The 16,340-nt window shown below is 35.9% G+C and carries 16 protein-coding genes, 1 other RNA gene and 4 pseudogenes; 13 read left to right on the plus strand and 8 right to left on the minus strand.

The genetic code is table 11. The annotated features are described in order from the left end of the window. The first annotated feature begins 84 nt into the window (after nucleotides 1–84). Nucleotides 85–1,098, plus strand: coding sequence for an IS30 family transposase (locus tag RHABOEDO_RS07145; protein WP_215216525.1), 1,014 nt, complete (start codon nucleotides 85–87; stop codon nucleotides 1,096–1,098). 68 nt (nucleotides 1,099–1,166) lie between these two features. On the opposite strand, the gene ileS is transcribed toward RHABOEDO_RS07145, so the two are convergent. Further along, the gene (ileS, locus tag RHABOEDO_RS07150) at nucleotides 1,167–4,268 is read right to left on the minus strand and encodes an isoleucine--tRNA ligase (RefSeq protein WP_215217564.1); all 3,102 of its coding nucleotides are present in this window, start codon (nucleotides 4,266–4,268) and stop codon (nucleotides 1,167–1,169) included. Nucleotides 4,269–4,499: 231 nt separating this feature from the next. Between ileS and RHABOEDO_RS07155 the strand changes: the two genes are divergently transcribed. From RHABOEDO_RS07155 to RHABOEDO_RS07170, 4 genes and pseudogenes are all read left to right on the plus strand, one after another. Then, complete coding sequence (locus RHABOEDO_RS07155) at nucleotides 4,500–5,429, plus strand: tetratricopeptide repeat protein (RefSeq protein WP_215217563.1); 930 nt, start codon at nucleotides 4,500–4,502, stop codon at nucleotides 5,427–5,429. Nucleotides 5,430–5,499: 70 nt separating this feature from the next. After that, nucleotides 5,500–5,879: a transfer-messenger RNA gene (gene ssrA / locus RHABOEDO_RS07160) on the plus strand. A 125-nt stretch (nucleotides 5,880–6,004) separates the two neighbouring features. Next, entirely contained in the window at nucleotides 6,005–6,220 is a 216-nt protein-coding gene (locus RHABOEDO_RS07165; protein ID WP_220017489.1) for a helix-turn-helix domain-containing protein, read from the plus strand. 12 nt (nucleotides 6,221–6,232) lie between these two features. Then, nucleotides 6,233–7,024, plus strand: a pseudogene (locus RHABOEDO_RS07170) (IS630 family transposase); the annotation flags it as partial. A gap of 34 nt (nucleotides 7,025–7,058) precedes the next feature. On the opposite strand, the gene RHABOEDO_RS07175 reads toward RHABOEDO_RS07170, so the two are convergent. Further along, a complete protein-coding gene (locus RHABOEDO_RS07175) occupies nucleotides 7,059–8,072 on the minus strand; it encodes an IS30 family transposase (RefSeq protein WP_220017490.1) in 1,014 nt (337 codons plus the stop codon). Between the two features lie 172 nt (nucleotides 8,073–8,244). Here RHABOEDO_RS07175 and RHABOEDO_RS07180 point away from each other — a divergent pair, with 172 nt between their 5' ends. Beyond that, nucleotides 8,245–10,248: a hypothetical protein gene (locus tag RHABOEDO_RS07180; RefSeq protein ID WP_220017491.1), complete on the plus strand. Its 2,004-nt coding sequence runs from the start codon at nucleotides 8,245–8,247 to the stop codon at nucleotides 10,246–10,248. A gap of 93 nt (nucleotides 10,249–10,341) precedes the next feature. Continuing rightward, nucleotides 10,342–10,449 (plus strand): annotated as a pseudogene (locus RHABOEDO_RS11780) (IS481 family transposase); the annotation flags it as partial. On the opposite strand, the pseudogene RHABOEDO_RS07185 reads toward RHABOEDO_RS11780, so the two are convergent. Further along, nucleotides 10,447–10,842 (minus strand): annotated as a pseudogene (locus tag RHABOEDO_RS07185) (integrase core domain-containing protein); the annotation flags it as partial. The pseudogenes RHABOEDO_RS11780 and RHABOEDO_RS07185 overlap by 3 nt on opposite strands. Nucleotides 10,843–10,881: 39 nt before the next feature. Between RHABOEDO_RS07185 and RHABOEDO_RS11785 the strand changes: the two are divergent. Next, the gene (locus RHABOEDO_RS11785; RefSeq protein ID WP_220017464.1) at nucleotides 10,882–11,118 is read left to right on the plus strand and encodes a transposase; all 237 of its coding nucleotides are present in this window, start codon (nucleotides 10,882–10,884) and stop codon (nucleotides 11,116–11,118) included. After that, nucleotides 11,085–11,705: a transposase gene (locus RHABOEDO_RS07195; RefSeq protein WP_220017492.1), complete on the plus strand. Its 621-nt coding sequence runs from the start codon at nucleotides 11,085–11,087 to the stop codon at nucleotides 11,703–11,705. Before RHABOEDO_RS11785 ends, RHABOEDO_RS07195 begins: the two co-directional genes overlap by 34 nt. Nucleotides 11,706–11,825: 120 nt before the next feature. On the opposite strand, the gene RHABOEDO_RS07200 is transcribed toward RHABOEDO_RS07195, so the two are convergent. Next, nucleotides 11,826–11,990, minus strand: coding sequence for a DUF1328 domain-containing protein (locus tag RHABOEDO_RS07200; protein WP_220017493.1), 165 nt, complete (start codon nucleotides 11,988–11,990; stop codon nucleotides 11,826–11,828). Nucleotides 11,991–12,158: 168 nt separating this feature from the next. On the opposite strand from RHABOEDO_RS07200, the gene RHABOEDO_RS07205 reads away from it, so the two are divergent. Continuing rightward, the gene (locus RHABOEDO_RS07205) at nucleotides 12,159–12,749 is read left to right on the plus strand and encodes a helix-turn-helix domain-containing protein (RefSeq protein ID WP_220017494.1); all 591 of its coding nucleotides are present in this window, start codon (nucleotides 12,159–12,161) and stop codon (nucleotides 12,747–12,749) included. Continuing rightward, complete coding sequence (locus RHABOEDO_RS07210) at nucleotides 12,701–13,240, plus strand: IS630 family transposase (RefSeq protein ID WP_245397602.1); 540 nt, start codon at nucleotides 12,701–12,703, stop codon at nucleotides 13,238–13,240. Before RHABOEDO_RS07205 ends, RHABOEDO_RS07210 begins: the two co-directional genes overlap by 49 nt. 4 nt (nucleotides 13,241–13,244) lie before the next feature. Here RHABOEDO_RS07210 and RHABOEDO_RS11150 read toward each other — a convergent pair whose 3' ends face one another. After that, on the minus strand, nucleotides 13,245–13,379 hold the full coding sequence (locus tag RHABOEDO_RS11150) for a hypothetical protein (protein WP_256439941.1): 135 nt from the start codon (nucleotides 13,377–13,379) through the stop codon (nucleotides 13,245–13,247). A gap of 47 nt (nucleotides 13,380–13,426) precedes the next feature. Between RHABOEDO_RS11150 and RHABOEDO_RS07215 the strand changes: the two genes are divergently transcribed. Continuing rightward, the gene (locus RHABOEDO_RS07215; RefSeq protein WP_220017496.1) at nucleotides 13,427–13,945 is read left to right on the plus strand and encodes a transposase; all 519 of its coding nucleotides are present in this window, start codon (nucleotides 13,427–13,429) and stop codon (nucleotides 13,943–13,945) included. A gap of 355 nt (nucleotides 13,946–14,300) precedes the next feature. On the opposite strand, the pseudogene RHABOEDO_RS07220 reads toward RHABOEDO_RS07215, so the two are convergent. Further along, nucleotides 14,301–14,519 (minus strand): annotated as a pseudogene (locus RHABOEDO_RS07220) (transposase family protein); the annotation flags it as partial. 95 nt (nucleotides 14,520–14,614) lie between these two features. Here RHABOEDO_RS07220 and RHABOEDO_RS07225 point away from each other — a divergent pair. Continuing rightward, nucleotides 14,615–15,628 carry an IS30 family transposase gene (locus RHABOEDO_RS07225; RefSeq protein WP_215216525.1) on the plus strand — a complete coding sequence of 338 codons (1,014 nt, stop codon included), beginning with the start codon at nucleotides 14,615–14,617 and terminating at the stop codon, nucleotides 15,626–15,628. Nucleotides 15,629–15,636: 8 nt separating this feature from the next. On the opposite strand, the gene RHABOEDO_RS11155 is transcribed toward RHABOEDO_RS07225, so the two are convergent. Then, a complete protein-coding gene (locus tag RHABOEDO_RS11155; protein ID WP_220017889.1) occupies nucleotides 15,637–15,972 on the minus strand; it encodes an IS110 family transposase in 336 nt (111 codons plus the stop codon). A 3-nt stretch (nucleotides 15,973–15,975) separates the two neighbouring features. Next, the gene (locus RHABOEDO_RS07235; protein ID WP_220017497.1) at nucleotides 15,976–16,161 is read right to left on the minus strand and encodes a hypothetical protein; all 186 of its coding nucleotides are present in this window, start codon (nucleotides 16,159–16,161) and stop codon (nucleotides 15,976–15,978) included. Nucleotides 16,162–16,340 lie beyond the last annotated feature (179 nt).

The following is a 16,340-nucleotide window of genomic DNA, read 5'->3' on the forward strand; positions in this document are numbered from 1 at the left end:
CAAGTTTTAGGGTTAGTCTTTTCAAGTTTGAAGTGCACAGAAGAATTAAAAAAAGAATAGGCAGGCGATGAAAGAATCTCTATTGTGATTTTTAACAATCAAACACAAGGAGAGACCTTGCCTAAAGGCTACCATCACCTAACCTATGACCAAAGATGTCAGATTTATATTTTAAAAGCTAGAGGAGATACATCTAGCTCAATAGCAAACATTCTAAAAGTTCATCATAGCACTATTAGTAGGGAACTTAAGAGAAATAAAGGGCAACGAGGATACCGTCATCAGCAAGCTCAAGAAAAAGCATTTCTTAGAAAAAATTCTCAGCCCAATAAAAAAATGACTCCTCAAATAGTTACCCGTATTGAAGAAAAAATCAAGTTGCAATGGAGCCCTATACAAATATCCGGATGGCTTAAAAGACATGGTAAAGAACATGTTAGTCATGAGACCATCTATAATCATATCTGGAAAGATAAACGACAGGGAGGACAGCTTTATAGAGAGCTCCGTCATCGAGGGAAAAAATATAACAAGCAGAGAAAGGGAGCTTCTGGAAGAGGGAACATGCCTGGTCGTATAGATATTAAGCAACGGCCTTGTATTGTAGAAAAAAAGACTCGTTTAGGAGACTGGGAACTAGATACAGTCATAGGGGCAGGACATAAAGGCGTAATTGTATCAATGGTAGAAAGAACTTCCAAGCTAACTAAGCTCGCCAAAGTTTCTCATAAAACTGCAGAGGAAGTAAGTCAAGCGTTAATTGAACAACTTAAACCTATCAAAGATTTTGTACACACATTAACAGCAGACAACGGAAAAGAATTTGCCTATCACCAAATGGTTAGTTTCGAGCTAGAGACAGACTTCTACTTTGCAACGCCCTACCATTCTTGGGAAAGAGGCTTAAATGAGCATACAAACGGACTAGTTAGGCAATATTTTCCTAAAACACAAAGCTTTTTAGATACGACTTCCAAGGATATAGAAAGGGTGGAAACTTTACTAAATAACAGACCTAGAAAGGCTCTCAACTTCGAAACTCCACTAGAAGTGTTTACGAGATTATCTACAAACATGCTATGCTCGGGTGCACAATAGATGTTTTTTCAAGTATTTATATGTTCTTTTTTGTGCACTTCAAGGTTGAAAGGGCCGTTTATTTTAAATCATTCCCAACGCGTTATCGCAATAAAGGTTTTTTCTCCGTTTAAATCCCAAACGCTCCCCTCTTCTTTAGAATTATACTCCAGTTTTACACCTAATACTTGTGTCATTACGTAATTTTGATGAATGGATAAAGCCCTCTTAACTTTTTCTGTGGTATTAAGACAAATTTCAATTCGATCGCTTACTGCAAAACTCAAATCTCGGCGCATAGTATTAATCTTATTAACCAATTCCCTTGCTAATGCCTCTATTAATAATTCTTCGTCTAAAACAATATCAATAGCAACAATCACTGAGCCTGTTGCAGAAGCCACTAATCCTTCTTTTACTTGGCGCTCTATTGTGATGTCCTCAGAACTTAAAAGAATGGTTTCGTTTTCAATGACTAACTCATATTGATTCTCTTTCAGCAATCGATTAAGCTTTTTTTGAGAAAGATTTTCTAAGGCTGTCTTAACAGCGCTCATTAGTTTACCTACTTTTTTACCTAAAACACGAAAATTGGGTTTCACTAAAAGTAGAACAAATGCTGTCTCATCTTCTTTAAAGATCACTTCTTTTACATTGAGCTCATCGGCAATCAGCTGTTTTTGCGATTTAAGCTGTTTTAAAATCTCAAGATCAGAAGACACAATAAAGGCAGAGCGCAAAGGTTGACGAACTTTTAATTTGCTTTCCTTACGCAACGCATGCCCCATGCTTACCACAGTTTGTACATAAGACATCTGCTCCTCTAAAAGCTGATCTCTATATACAGGGTTATAAATTGGAAAAGAGCATAGGTGAACCGATTGTAGATCTTGGTAGGTCTTTAAATAAAGATAAATTGCCTCACTTAAAAAAGGAATAAACGGAGCTGCGATCTTGGCTAAATTGATCAACACGGTATACAATGTTTCAAAGGCTAGCCTGCGATCTATTGTATCTTCTTCCGCCCAGAACCTAGATCGGTTTCTACGAATATACCAATTGGTCAATTGGTCGATAAATTTTACAAAAGGATCGACTGCTCGATGCAGTTCATAACGATCTAACCCCTCTGTCACCTCTTGAATTAATCCTTGTAAACAAGACAAGATCCAACGATCGATATCGATCTGAGGAGCAGAAAATTCTACTTCTTTGGGATCCCATTGATAAATCTTTGCATAAGTAGATAAAAAAACCACTGAGTTCCAAAAAGGAATGAGCATCTGACGAAGAACTAATTCTACTCCGCGTTCTGAGAAACGTAAATCTTCTGCGTGAACAACAGGACTATTCAGCAAGTATAAACGCACCGCATCAGCTCCATAACGGTTAAATACCAATTGCGGTTCTGGATAATTCTTAAGACGTTTTGACATCTTATTGCCATCTTCTGCCAAAATAATTCCATTAACAATAACATTTTTAAAAGCCGGTTGATCAAATAACGCTGTTGCAATCACCATTAAAGTATAAAACCAACCACGTGTTTGATCTAATCCCTCTGCAATAAAATCTGCAGGAAACCGATCTAGCGTTTCTTGTTTTTTCTCAAAAGGATAATGATTTTGCGCATAAGGCATAGAGCCCGATTCAAACCAACAATCAAATACTTCTGGTATACGCTTAAATTCCTTACCATTAGCAATAAATGTTAAAGAGTCAATGTAATGCCTGTGCAAATCAGAAACAGCAATCCCTGTTCTTTGTTGTAAATCTTCTATACTGGATAAGACAATCATCTCCCCGTCTTCGCTCCGCCAAATAGGGATAGGTGTTCCCCAGTAGCGGTTTCTTGAAATCGCCCAATCTCTAGCATTTTCTAACCACTTACCAAAACGACCTTCTTTAAGATGATGAGGAACCCATTGAATCTTTCGATTAGCATCCATCATTCGATCTTTGATTTTTTCCACTGCCACAAACCAAGTGCAGACAGCTCGATAAATTAAAGGGGTATCAGAGCGCCAACAAAAAGGATAGCGGTGACGAATTTGCGTATGGTGTAAAACCTTCCCCTCTTTTTTCAATCGCCGAATGATTTCCTTATCAGCGTCTTTTACAAAGAGACCCTCATAGTCAGGAACTAACTTGGTAAATTTACCATTATGATCAATAGGGCACACCACTTCAATGCCTTCTTTGCTGCATGCATAAAAATCCACTTCTCCAAATGCTGGAGCTGCATGTACAAGACCTGTTCCTTCTTCACTGCTAACAGAAACCTCCGCAATGACTCTAAAACCTTCATAACTAGCAAAATAAGGAAACAGGGGATGATAATGCTTAGAAACCAAAGAAGAACCCTTAAAGGTAGTAATGATCTCATACTCCCCTTCTTTAAAATAATGCCCTAAGCGATTATGTGCTAAGATATAATATTGACCTTCTCGTCTAATCTTTACATACTCAAAATTCTCATTAACCATAATCGCTAGATTAGATGGCAGAGTCCAAGGGGTCGTTGTCCATACGATAAATGAGGTATTTGGCTCATCTACAAGAGAAAACAGTACGGTAAGAGAGGGGTCATCTACTTCCTTATAATTAAGATTAGCTTCAAAATTGGATAAAGGGGTTCCTAATTGGGCAGAGAAAGGCATAACTTTATAGCCTTCGTAAACCAATCCTCTTTGATAGAGTTGAGAAAAAACCCACCAAACAGATTCCATAAAGCTAAGATCCATGGTTCGCCAAGTATCTGTGAAACTTACAAAGCGTCCCATGCGCATCACTGTGTATTCCCATTCTTTTGTATAGCGCATAACAATACTGCGACACTCTTCATTGAATTGAGAAATCCCAAACTTTTCAATACAAGAGGCTCCTGATAGCTCTTTAGCCTTTTCAATCTCATTTTCTACAGGCAGCCCATGGCAATCCCAACCAAATCGGCGAGGTACAAAATATCCCTGCATGGTTTTATATCTAGGAATTACATCTTTAATGGTTCCAGCCAAAATATGTCCGTAATGAGGAAGCCCTGTTGCAAAGGGAGGGCCATCATACACAGAAAAAATGGGGTTCGCACGATTTTGATCTACAGATTTTTCAAAAATGTTCTGTTTTTGCCAAAACGCTAAAATACGCTCTTCTCGCTCAGGGAAACTCTCTTGTGAATTGATATCAAACATATAAATAAAAGGGGGTTAAAAGAGTCAATCATAAGCCAAACATCCCTTAAAATGCCAGCTCGTATCTCTTAAAAACTAAAAAACAAACTTAATAAGAAAAAATAAAACTATTTAATATAAATTAAAAATAAATTATATTAATAAATAGATTTCAATCTTATTAATTGCAATATATTTTATTTTTAAATCTATATTCTTATACAGTGAGATAACTATTACAGTGAGATAACTATGTCAATTGATCCATCCTATAAAACAATCTGTATTAATCAAGCATCGCCTCTAGAATTTTTAAAAGGGAAATTATCTCATATTCCTATATTGGGAAATATCGTAACCCGAATGCAAATAAAAAAAGTGGAAAAAGAAGATAAGCTCCTAAACAGGGCCTTGGAACATGTAAAAAATAATAAATATCAATTGGCTGAGAAATGTTTCCTTAAATATGAAAAATATGGCAGAAAAAAAATTGAGCATTATGAAAAGGCAAGATATGAAAAAGTTAGTTTAGAATTGGGTTATAGCTATCTCTTTGGAAATTCCGTAGAAAAAAATCTAGATAAAGCAATTGACTCATTTGGAAAAGCTGGATCTCTACGTTCTGGCTTAGCAGATAAAATTTATTCCTGGAAAAATAGAGGGTTAGATTCTCAGGAGAAGTATTTCTACCTTGCAGAGATCTTTATAGACAATATTTTTTCAGATACAAAGCCTGCTTTAAAAGAAAAATATATGAAAGAAGCTGTTAGCTATTATGAAATTGCTGGGAACTTGGGCTGCATAGAAGCCTACTTAAGACTCAGCCCTATTTATTTGTACAAAATGGGGGAGCTAGAAAAAAGAATAGAGTGTTTGGAAAAAGCTACAGAACTTGGTTCCCCTATTGCTAAATTTATCCTTAAATCCCCTTTGTTAGGTGAAATTTATACTGCTGACCTTTATTTTAAAAAAAGAGAATTTCAACAGGCAATTAACTATTATGAAAAAGCTGCAGAAAAATTTCATCCTCAAGCCTGTATGCGCCTGTTTGAAATATACAGTCAGGGAATAGAAGGACAAATTGCAGTCAACCCAGATCTTGCAAAGAAATATTTAGAAAAATATATTGCCTGTGATAAAACAATCCCTTATATAGATGAGGATATGGTCAGTAGTTCTTAATATTTGTAAATTCTTTTGCTAATTTATCCTCCTATCGCTAATAATGCCTTTTTTTGCTATTATTACGTCTGGGGGTGACTGGTTTCGACTTGGAAACAAAGTACAAGTGGCATGCGGAGGACGTCGGTTGGCCTCCTAAATCATCCGATATAACTATAAATGCAGAAAAAGAAACCTCTTACGGGGAATATTTGCAGGCTGCTTAAGGCTTAACCGCTTTTTGCAACTCGATAGTCTAATGCCTGACTAGGAGCGTTAGAACTATTGTCATTAATCCTGGTATGGGTTTTTCTCTTCGCTTCTTCAAGAAGATGCCCGAGATTAGAAGAAGCAAATTGGTCTATTGTGTGGCACCTTCCTCAAGATCAATTCATTTTGAAGATGCTAAGCATGTAGTCATTTGTAGAGAGTTTGCTAAGGACGAGAGTTCGATTCTCTCCACCTCCATTTCTTTTAGGCTTTACTTTAAAAAAGCTGAGCGGCCCTTTGAACCTTGAAGTGCACAAAAAAGAACATATAGTGGTTCCGATTCAATCGTATAGAAAAATATTTTGTTTTGTGTTAAGCTATTGAGTATGAAAAAACTGACCCCTAGCCAGAGAGCTGACTTAGAACACAAGTTAAAGCATCCAAAAGACTATTCTGAACGGAATAGGCTTTGTGTAATTTTGGGCTATGATGAGGGTATCTCAACAAAAAATCTTGCTAAAGCACTCCGGATAAGCCCTATCACTGTTCAGGAATACCTCAGAGAATATGATTCCGAAAATAAAACTGGAAGTAGCCCTTGAGGCGGTAGTAAATCAAAACTTTCACAAGACCAAACAGAGTCTCTACTAAAACACCTACAGGAAAAGACCTATCTTAAAGACAAAGGGATCATAGCTTATGTGCATGAGCAATATAGGATAAAATATTCCCGAAGTGGCATGAAAGATTGGCTAATACAGCATGGATTTTCTTATAAACGTCCTAAAAAGATTCCTGAAAAACAACGAATTTTCATAGAACAATATAGGGCTTTAAAGGAGACCTTAAACCCTGATGAAGAGATTTATTTCATAGATGCTGTGCATCCTGAACATCAGTCCCAAGCCGTATGTCGATGGATCAAAAAAGGCGTTCAAAAGACTTTGCAGACATCCGGGAAACAATTGCGATTGCATTTTGCTGGAGCTCCTTGCCTGACAGGAATGAAGATTTTTACAGAGGAATATAAGACAGTTGAAGCCGATGCAATGCTCGATTTTTTCAAGAAACTAGAAAAACAGACACAGGCTCGAATTATTCATGTAATTTTGGATAATGCGAGATCAAACAAAAATAAGAAACTAGAAGAGTTTCTGATGTCTTCTAGGATTAAAGTGCACTATCTCCCTCCTTATTCGCCCAATTTGAATCCTATTGAACGCTTGTGGAAGATCTTAAGGGAAAAGACGGTATACAATCGATATTACGAAACGTCGGTGACTTTTTTTCAGGCAATGAGAGGATTCTTCTTAGAAGAGATACCGAAAATAACAGATATTTTGAAATGTAGGATAAACGACAAGTTTCAAGTCGTTGACTTAAATCCCATTAAGCTAGCCGTTTGAATCGGCACTAGTATATAAATACTTGAAAAAACATCTATTGTGCACCCGAGCATAGCATGTTTGTAGATAATCTCCTAAACACTTCTAGTGGAGTTTCGAAGTTGAGAGCCTTTCTAGGTCTGTTATTTAGTAAAGTTTCCACCCTTTCTATATCCTTGGAAGTCGTATCTAAAAAGCTTTGTGTTTTAGGAAAATATTGCCTAACTAGTCCGTTTGTATGCTCATTTAAGCCTCTTTCCCAAGAATGGTAGGGCGTTGCAAAGTAGAAGTCTGTCTCTAGCTCGAAACTAACCATTTGGTGATAGGCAAATTCTTTTCCGTTGTCTGCTGTTAATGTGTGTACAAAATCTTTGATAGGTTTAAGTTGTTCAATTAACGCTTGACTTACTTCCTCTGCAGTTTTATGAGAAACTTTGGCGAGCTTAGTTAGCTTGGAAGTTCTTTCTACCATTGATACAATTACGCCTTTATGTCCTGCCCCTATGACTGTATCTAGTTCCCAGTCTCCTAAACGAGTCTTTTTTTCTACAATACAAGGCCGTTGCTTAATATCTATACGACCAGGAATGTTCCCTCTTCCAGAAGTTCCCTTTCTCTGCTTGTTATATTTTTTCCCTCGATGACGGAGCTCTCTATAAAGCTGTCCTCCCTGTCGTTTATCTTTCCAGATATGATTATAGATGGTCTCATGACTAACATGTTCTTTACCATGTCTTTTAAGCCATCCGGATATTTGTATAGGGCTCCATTGCAACTTGATTTTTTCTTCAATACGGGTAACTATTTGAGGAGTCATTTTTTTATTGGGCTGAGAATTTTTTCTAAGAAATGCTTTTTCTTGAGCTTGCTGATGACGGTATCCTCGTTGCCCTTTATTTCTCTTAAGTTCCCTACTAATAGTGCTATGATGAACTTTTAGAATGTTTGCTATTGAGCTAGATGTATCTCCTCTAGCTTTTAAAATATAAATCTGACATCTTTGGTCATAGGTTAGGTGATGGTAGCCTTTAGGCAAGGTCTCTCCTTGTGTTTGATTGTTAAAAATCACAATAGAGATTCTTTCATCGCCTGCCTATTCTTTTTTTTAATTCTTCTGTGCACTTCAAACTTGACAAGACTCATTAAATTGGCATAATAATTAGATTAAATATAATCGCTGCTTGTAATGAATTCAGAGGTGGTTTTAATAAATTTTTTAATGTTAAATTTAGAGGAAAATTATGAGTGGAATATCTTTTTTTAATATGAACAGTAGCCATTTGGGCAATAATCTTGTATCTTTTTCCAATCGATCTAGCGGTTTTCAAGAAATCCCTTATACAGGTCTTAATAAAAGAATTGATGACTCATTAAAAAATTTTTTTGCAGCTTCAGAAAAGCACAATCCAAAAGTAAAAAATAACTTAGTTCATAAAGTAGATCGAGCTAAAAGGAGTACTGATTATAAACTAATTCAATCAGCATATATAGATGACCCAAACGCAGACAAGTTGATTCATAAAGTAAATATTTATGATGATGGATACCTGAGAAGATTATATACTAGTAAAAGGCCTTTTGCTCAAATTAAATATCAAAATGTAAAGATAACTAGCGATGATATGCTTGCTCAGGCAATTCGTTCAAAAGTTTCTCAATGCCTCTCTGAGTTTCAAAGAGAATTTTCAACGTTATTAGAATGCGACCATTTGAAAGAAAAACAGATGAATATTAGTTTTTATTTCCGGGGCTATGGAACAAAGGGTCAGGAGATACCTTTTAGTTTTTGTGGAGATATTATTAGATTAAACTTCTGTAGTAGTTATTTAGGAGATAAAGGGCAGCTTGAAAATCTAGACGCTGCGTTATTTCGTTCTTTCTTTATTTCTTATTTTGATGTAACTAAGGATCAATTTAATGGTAATTATCGTGGAATGAGCAATCAACTTTATCGTTTAATATATGGATTAAGCAAGGCGCTTGCAGCTCGTGCACCTTATTCCTCTTGTAATATTAAAGGATTCTATCCTTCTGAACGCCATATTTGCAGGATTTTAACAGGAAAACCGCCTCTTGTTATAGATATTCAATCTGTTTTAAATGATAGAAGCAGTCTTGAAATGTTTAATGAAGATCGCTTAGAATTATGTCTTTTAGGCGAGTATTTGCTCTCAGAACAAAAAACTTTTGTTGAAAATCTACTGACCTCTTTTAAGACAAAAAATTTTCAAGCTATCAATAGCTGCATATCAAATCTTTTGTCGAAAGAAAATGAATTCATACATTTTTTACAAACACACAAAGGGGATGTTTTTCAAAAAGGTCTTACATTTAAAAATAACTATGAATTAATTGAATCAGTTGATACAAGCATAGACTCGGTCGCTCATAAAATAGATATTTATGATGATGGATACCTGAGAAGATTATATACTAGTAAAAGGCCTTTTGCTCAAATTAAATATCAAAATGTAAAGATAACTAGCGATGATATGCTTGCTCAGGCAATTCGTTCAAAAGTTTCTCAATGCCTCTCTGAGTTTCAAAGAGAATTTTCAACGTTATTAGAATGCGACCATTTGAAAGAAAAACAGATGAATATTAGTTTTTATTTCCGGGGCTATGGAACAAAGGGTCAGGAGATACCTTTTAGTTTTTGTGGAGATATTATTAGATTAAACTTCTGTAGTAGTTATTTAGGAGATAAAGGGCAGCTTGAAAATCTAGACGCTGCGTTATTTCGTTCTTTCTTTATTTCTTATTTTGATGTAACTAAGGATCAATTTAATGGTAATTATCGTGGAATGAGCAATCAACTTTATCGGTTAATATATGGATTAAGCAAGGCGCTTGCAGCTCGTGCACCTTATTCCTCTTGTAATGAAAGAGGTAAAATTTTAAGTAGAAAACCTTCTCTTACAGATATCCAAGCTGTTTTAAATAACACCTGCAATCTTGATTTTTTTAATAAAGATCGCTCAGAATTGTGTCTTTTAGGCGAGTATTTGCTCTCAGAACAAAAAACTTTTGTTGAAAATCTACTGACCTCTTTTAGGACGAAAGATTTTAAAAAAATTAATAGTTATATGTCTAATTTTCTGTCGGGAAAAAGAGATATTCTTCAAATAAATCTCATATGTAGTACTAATCTAACGAATGTCTCTATAATTCAAAATGAGACTGACGTAACAGATCAAGAAATGAGTAACTTTTTTGACGGATTGAATAAAATACGAATACAATAGTTTTGATGTAATAGACAAGACTTAAATTGACACTTAGTGGTAAATAGCAAAGAAAAACAGCTTTTGCAACTAAGGCATCGGGGCTTATTTTATCTCTCAATTGCTATAGAAAAACCTGCATATGGACAGCTCCGAGTTTCCAATGAGATGAAAAAGAAAGGAGTTCTCATTTCTCCAGGAGGTGTGAGATCGATATGGCTAGATGTTTAGTCCCAAAGTGTGATGGAGTGGATTAATTCTAAAACTTTTTGGTTTTTTTTGCCAACTTTTGATAATATATTCAAATGGTGTCAATCCCTTTAGAGCTTTCAATCTTTTCGCAAAGTTATAGGCATTTAAAAAATTATATAAATGCTCTTTTAACTGCTGATGGGTTTGGTAGTGGTATCTTTTCACGGTAGCCTCTTTAAGGGTTCTGTTCATCCGTTCAACTTGGCCATTTGTCCATGGGTGGTTTACTTTTGTTAACCGATGCTCTATCTGGTTTTCATCACATACTCGATCGAAAATGTGTGTAAAAGCATATACATCTTGTTGCCTATGGGTAAATTGGATGCCGTTATCTGTCAAAATAGTATGGATTTTATAGGGAAGAATCCAGATCTTTTTATTTTTTAACTAAAGACAGATGACATGAGCAAGCAAGGATTAAATGAAGAACAGTTTAAAATACTCGAACCTCAAATGGAAAAATGGGTAAATCGTAACCATTATGGAAGAAAATTAGCGCCATGGAGACCTGTAGTGAATACTATTTTCTGGGTGCTTCGGACAGGAGCTCCTTGGAAAGATGCACCTAGAAACAAGGAGTTTTCTCATCCCTCAACAGCACACGCATGGCTTGGAAGAATGCAATCTGCTGGATTTTAGATCAATTTTTAGAAGAGCTACTTAAGCTTGCCGAACAGCTGGGGTGTATTGATGCCCAGAGACTCTCTGTAGATGGTTTTTTTTCCAGCGGAAGCGGAGGAGGAGAGCAAGTTGATTATGGCTACAAAGGTAAAGGCGTGACATCGCATTTACTGGTAGAAAAATCAGGAAAGCCTCTTGCAATCACTTTTACATCAGCATCCGGGGATGAGAAAAAACAAGTGATCCCTCTGCTTAGGAAAGTCATTCCCTTCATTAAAAAAGCATGGAATCAGGGAAAAGTACCCATACTTGAAGCAGATAAAGGTTATGACTCAGAGCAAACACGTATCGATGTTCTTTCCCATGAGGTTTTTCCTCTGATAGCTCGGAAAAGAAACACTAAGGGATATAAGATAAAAGGCATTTGCTACCTTGAAAAGCAACGTTGGGTCATTGAGAGAACGATTTCTTGGTTAAAGACATGCTTCCGTCGTCTTACAGTGCGCTGGGAAAGAAAGGCAATATATTGGAACGGACTATTAATGTTTGGACTACTGGGATATTGGATGAATTTCTTAAGTCGGCAAGTATCTTTAAAACAGTAAATTTAATTCAAGATAGATTCATCAATAGCTACAATGAGATAAAGTTTTCCTTCTTCGGTACGCACTTCAGCAGATTAACATAAATTAAGCACCCGAATACCATTCAAGTGCCTTAATTAGTTAATAATGATTTGCATAACCTGTAATTAAATAAATGAGAAACAATATGATAAAAATAAAGAAAAGCACTTTAGCTATATTAGTTGCAGTGCCTGAAACACCTCTAAACCCAAAAAATCCTGCTATAATTGCAATGATTAGAAATATGACGGCCCATGTTAACATAAATTTCTTCTCCTCCTGAAACTTATAAAAGTAAATCTTAACTTACCTATTTTTTTGTTCTATTTCTTTTATTGTAATTTCGTCAACTATTTAAATGAGTCTTTTCAAGTTTGAAGTGCACAGAAGAATTAAAAAAAAGAATAGGCAGGCGATGAAAGAATCTCTATTGTGATTTTTAACAATCAAACAAAAGGAGAGACCTTGCCTAAAGGTTACCATCACCTAACCTATGACCAAAGATGTCAGATTTATATTTTACAAGCTAGAGGAGATACATCTAGCTCAATAGCAAACATTCTAAAAGTTCATCATAGCACTATTAGTAGGGAACTTAAGAGAAATAAAGGGCAACGAGGATACCGTCATCAGCAAGCTCAAGAAAAAGCATTTCTTAGAAAAAATTCTCAGCCCAATAAAAAAATGACTCCTCAAATAGTTACCCGTATTGAAGAAAAAATCAAGTTGCAATGGAGCCCTATACAAATATCCGGATGGCTTAAAAGACATGGTAAAGAACATGTTAGTCATGAGACCATCTATAATCATATCTGGAAAGATAAACGACAGGGAGGACAGCTTTATAGAGAGCTCCGTCATCGAGGGAAAAAATATAACAAGCAGATTTTATCAGAGATTGCAAAGCATTTTGGTTTGACTTTGCAAGCGATCTTTTACGCTTTGAAAAGACTCAAGATTACAAGAAAAAAAAGATTGCGTTTTATAAGGAAAGGAACGCGGAAGCAAGAGCGGAATATCTAAAAAAGATAGAGGCAATTTCTCCTGAAAAAAGGGTCTATTTGGATCAGAGCGGAATCAGTCAATATGTGCATAGGCAATATGCGAGGAGCGCGAGGGGAAAACAAATATTTGGAGGAATTTCAGGAAAACGATTTGGTAGACGGAGTGTAATTTCGGCACTACAAGGGAAGAAATTGCTGGCACCGATGTGTTTTGAAGGAACTTGCCATACGGATCTATTTAATGTATGGCTAAAACAGGAATTGATTCCAAATTTGACTCATGGCCAAGTTTTGATTCTCGATAACGCGAGCTTTCATCAATCAAAGACAACTAGAACATTGATAGAGGAAAGTGGATACGAAATGCTCTTTCTCCCGCCTTATTCACCGGACTTAAATCCTATCGAAAAATATTGGGCCAATATGAAAACGAAAATCCGAGAACTTTTACCTACTGTAGCTAATTTATCCGAAGCCTTAGATCAAGCTGTTTTATCAATGTCGATTTAAATAACTATAGAATGTTTGCTATTGAGCTAGATGTATCTCCTCTAGCTTGTAAAATATAAATCTGACATCTTTGGTCATAGGTTAGGTGATGGTAGCCTTTAGGCAAGGTCTCTCCTTGTGTTTGATTGTTAAAAATCACAATAGAGATTCTTTCATCGCCTGCTTATTCTTTTTTTTAATTCTTCTGTGCACTTCAAACTTGAAAAGACTTTAAGTATAACATCTCTATTAAGCACCTTTGACAAAATAGTCGAGCAAGTAGAAAAACTGGATAAAGAAATGCTTAAACTAGTCAGTCAAGATAAAGAAGTAAAGCAGCTTATGACAATTCCTGGCATAGGACCTGTAACAGCATTAACCTATAAAACAGAAATGTTTGATCCAGCCCGCTTCAAAGCTTCTAAATCAGTAGGAGCTTATCTTGGTATGACTCCCAAACAATATGCCTCTGGAGAGGTGCAAAGACAGGGAATAATTTCGAAATGTGGATCCAATGAACTTAGGTCTTTGTTAGTTGAGGCCGGAATGGTAATGCGCACACGAAGTAAGAAATGGAGTAAAGTGAAAGCTTGGGGATTAAAAATTATGCGAAAAAAAGGGATGAAGAAAGCCGCTTTAGCAGTGGGTAGAAAGTTATCCGTGATCATGCACAAGATGCTGATCGAACAAAAAGAATTTATTTATGGCGAGCCAAAAGTAGCTTAAAAACACATCTTTTTAGAAATAGAAAAGTACATTAAGAAAAGTAGCTAAAATTTTTGTAGGAGAAAAACCGAAGAAATAGGCAAAGACGACAAGAAGTTGGCTCTTAGAAGCCGTAATAGACATTGTCTTGCCCATTTCATTTCGGATAGCATAATGGAGCGAAGAACCTCAAATAGTTTTCTTCAAAAAAAGACTCCGCAGAGAACCCTGGACTTATCTCCCGCATTAAACTTTGCTGTCCAATATGTTAAAAAACGCCTTTTATTTTGCAAGCAAAATATCGGCTCGGAGAGCTTATGAAGAATTAAGAGAATTTATATTCCCCTTGTGTGCAATTAGAGAACCTCTTGCTTAGTTAAATAAAAATTTCATAATTGTAGATTCCAGCAATAAGATTGAACCGTAAACCAAACCTTTTTCTTCTGTTCCTATATTTGCCACTTAAAATTTTAAATCTTTTTAGACTGCCAATCACGTTTTCATTAACAACTCGCTCAGAGGAAATCTCTTGATTCTGCTTTTTCTCTTCTTTTGTTAACGGCTTCTTCTTACTGGATTTTTTTGGAAGTCTTGAGTTTTTTTGAATCTTTTTTATACCTAGTCTTTTCAAGTTTGAAGTGCACAGAAGAATTAAAAAAAGAATAGGCAGGCGATGAAAGAATCTCTATTGTGATTTTTAACAATCAAACACAAGGAGAGACCTTGCCTAAAGGCTACCATCACCTAACCTATGACCAAAGATGTCAGATTTATATTTTAAAAGCTAGAGGAGATACATCTAGCTCAATAGCAAACATTCTAAAAGTTCATCATAGCACTATTAGTAGGGAACTTAAGAGAAATAAAGGGCAACGAGGATACCGTCATCAGCAAGCTCAAGAAAAAGCATTTCTTAGAAAAAATTCTCAGCCCAATAAAAAAATGACTCCTCAAATAGTTACCCGTATTGAAGAAAAAATCAAGTTGCAATGGAGCCCTATACAAATATCCGGATGGCTTAAAAGACATGGTAAAGAACATGTTAGTCATGAGACCATCTATAATCATATCTGGAAAGATAAACGACAGGGAGGACAGCTTTATAGAGAGCTCCGTCATCGAGGGAAAAAATATAACAAGCAGAGAAAGGGAGCTTCTGGAAGAGGGAACATGCCTGGTCGTATAGATATTAAGCAACGGCCTTGTATTGTAGAAAAAAAGACTCGTTTAGGAGACTGGGAACTAGATACAGTCATAGGGGCAGGACATAAAGGCGTAATTGTATCAATGGTAGAAAGAACTTCCAAGCTAACTAAGCTCGCCAAAGTTTCTCATAAAACTGCAGAGGAAGTAAGTCAAGCGTTAATTGAACAACTTAAACCTATCAAAGATTTTGTACACACATTAACAGCAGACAACGGAAAAGAATTTGCCTATCACCAAATGGTTAGTTTCGAGCTAGAGACAGACTTCTACTTTGCAACGCCCTACCATTCTTGGGAAAGAGGCTTAAATGAGCATACAAACGGACTAGTTAGGCAATATTTTCCTAAAACACAAAGCTTTTTAGATACGACTTCCAAGGATATAGAAAGGGTGGAAACTTTACTAAATAACAGACCTAGAAAGGCTCTCAACTTCGAAACTCCACTAGAAGTGTTTACGAGATTATCTACAAACATGCTATGCTCGGGTGCACAATAGATGTTTTTTCAAGTATTTATATGTTCTTTTTTGTGCACTTCAAGGTTGAAAGGGCCTAAGATAATCACTTCTTCCTGCTTTTCTATCTGTTTCATAACAGCAGAGGAAAATCTTTTTGCCCCTACAGCTCCCAATCGAATTCCATAACTTTTAAGTAAGCCTCTCACTGTATTTTTTAACTGCGTTTGCTGATTGAGGAGAGTTCTTCTCGAACCTAATAAAATGCTTTTTTCTACAGACTCTTGTGGCTTACAGTGTACTCTTGTATATAGATCTGATCGAAGTGCTTCTGCAATCCCTCGTGCATCATTTTTATCGGTCTTATTTATTTTTAGAGCAAGAATCGGTTAATGAGACAAGGATCCACTTTCAAAACCAACTAGGATTTCTTGAAAATCCCTTTTTGAAAAATAATCTGCTAGTAAATAAGGATCTGTTTTTTCTGAACCTTCATGGACAATCTTACCTTGTTCATTTAATACACAGATAAAAGTTCTTTTCATTGATACATCTAGTCCAATATAACACTTCATGGGTTGCTCCTCATTTTTTTTGCTCTTTAATGAGCGGTTTTGAGATTTTAAAAAAATCTCTTTATATTGGAGAGTTTAACCTACTCCGTTTAAGGAGTAACCCCTTCTTTGTGTGCAATTATGGCATGTCTATTATCAAAAGTTAGCAAAAAAACCAAAAAGTTTTAGAATTAATCCAC

The organism is Candidatus Rhabdochlamydia oedothoracis, assembly GCF_019453995.1.
Taxonomy (GTDB): Bacteria; Chlamydiota; Chlamydiia; order Chlamydiales; family Rhabdochlamydiaceae; genus Rhabdochlamydia; species Rhabdochlamydia oedothoracis.